This is a genomic window from Peptoniphilus grossensis ph5, assembly GCF_000311825.1.
GTDB classification, from domain to species: domain Bacteria; phylum Bacillota; class Clostridia; order Tissierellales; family Peptoniphilaceae; genus Peptoniphilus_A; species Peptoniphilus_A hominis.
On sequence record NZ_HE978567.1, the window covers coordinates 86,512 to 87,596 of the forward strand.

The 1,085-nt window shown below is 30.8% G+C and carries 2 protein-coding genes; both read left to right on the forward strand.

The genetic code is table 11. The annotated features are described in order from the left end of the window. The coding region (locus HGPG_RS04725; protein WP_019124912.1) for a transposase at nucleotides 1-287 on the forward strand (287 nt) is incomplete at its 5' end. A 237-nt stretch (nucleotides 288-524) separates the two neighbouring features. After that, on the forward strand, nucleotides 525-1,025 hold the full coding sequence (locus HGPG_RS04730; RefSeq protein WP_019124913.1) for an LURP-one-related/scramblase family protein: 501 nt from the start codon (nucleotides 525-527) through the stop codon (nucleotides 1,023-1,025). Nucleotides 1,026-1,085: the final 60 nt, after the last annotated feature.

The following is a 1,085-nucleotide window of genomic DNA, read 5'->3' on the forward strand; positions in this document are numbered from 1 at the left end:
AGGAATTATTTTACCAATATGTTCTCAGTCAACCCAATAGAGTTAGAGCAGCGAAATCTTTAAGAGAATGGATAAAAAGAGCCGAGGAATCTAATTTAAAAGAATTTAAAGCTTGCATCACTGCTTTTAATAACTGGTTTGACGAGATATGTAATTCTTTTGATTATCCTTGGTCTAATGGTCCACTTGAAGGAACTCATACTAAGATAAAGACGTTAAAGAGAAATTGTTTTGGTATGAAAAATTTCAATTTGTTTAGAAAGAGAATTATGTTTGCTTGTAAGTAGTGATAGGAAATTGGAGAAAATTTGCAAAACCCCTAGGGGTTTGTTTGCTATGTTTATTTTTAGTAGATTTTTAATATTTTAAGTTTTTAACTTTATTAGCTTCTATGTGTTGATTTTTAAATGAAAAGAGAGACTCGAGCTAACGAGCCTCCCCAATATTTGACATAGAGCCTTCTTTTTTTACAATTAATAAAAAGAGTGACTTCATGGTATAATTTACTTATAAAGAGGTGTAGAATGAAAAATTATTATTTCAAGGAAAAATTTTTTAAAATTACAGACCACTATGCAATCCTAGATGACGATGGCAATAACGCCTATTTTGTGGACCAAGACTTTAAACTCATCGGCTATTCTTCCACTATATCTGATGCTAATAGAAATCCAATTTTAGAAATTGACAAGGAAATTTTTAGTCTCTTTCAAAAATTTAATGTAAACTTTACTGACGGAAGGTATATGAGAGTTGAGTCAAAGTTAAGTTTTTTGACGAGAAAAGTTGAAGTTGACTACAATGGAGAAACTTTCAACCTAAATGGAAATTTTATAGATTTAAACTTTGACATTTATAGGGACTCTGACTTAATTGGCGAAATCGAAAAGACTTTCTTTGCCATGACTGACACCTATAGGCTCACAGTTCACGACGAAAATTATACAGAAGCCCTCCTTGCCCTCACCCTTTGCCTAAATAATATAAAGGACACTGCTAGAGCAAGATCTAATTCTGCTGGCTAAAAATATAAATAATACAAGAAAATTTAAAGTAAAAAATAAAAATCTGCTAAAAATTAAATG